1 protein-coding gene is annotated in these 240 nt (G+C 72.1%); it reads left to right on the top strand.

Going from position 1 to position 240, the window contains the following annotated elements; all coding sequences use genetic code 11:
- The coding region (locus tag AB1471_RS17830) for a hypothetical protein (protein WP_367781051.1) at nt 1–209 on the top strand (209 nt) is incomplete at its 5' end.
- Between the last annotated feature and the right edge of the window lie 31 nt (nt 210–240).

Genomic DNA, 240 nt, shown 5'->3' with positions numbered 1-240 from the left:
AGGAGCCGGCCGCCAAGCTGCAGGCCGAGGAGGCCGGGGGCGCCGAGGGCCGCCGCGCCGTGATGTTCGCCGCAGCCGCCGCGGCCGTATCGGCCATCGGCGGGGCCGCGATCGCAGCGTCGGGCGTGAAGAACGGGAGCCCCGACGCGAAGAAGAAGTACGCGCCCATCTGCGTCACCATGCCCACCGCCAAGGTCTGCCACAACTGAGCGAGCGAGCGTCCGTGCACTCATGCGTGAT

Origin of the sequence: Jeotgalibacillus marinus, from assembly GCF_040801915.1 — a bacterium.
GTDB classification, from domain to species: Bacteria; Bacillota; Bacilli; order Bacillales; family Jeotgalibacillaceae; genus Jeotgalibacillus; species Jeotgalibacillus marinus.
This window is presented reverse-complemented; position numbering and strand designations above follow the sequence as displayed.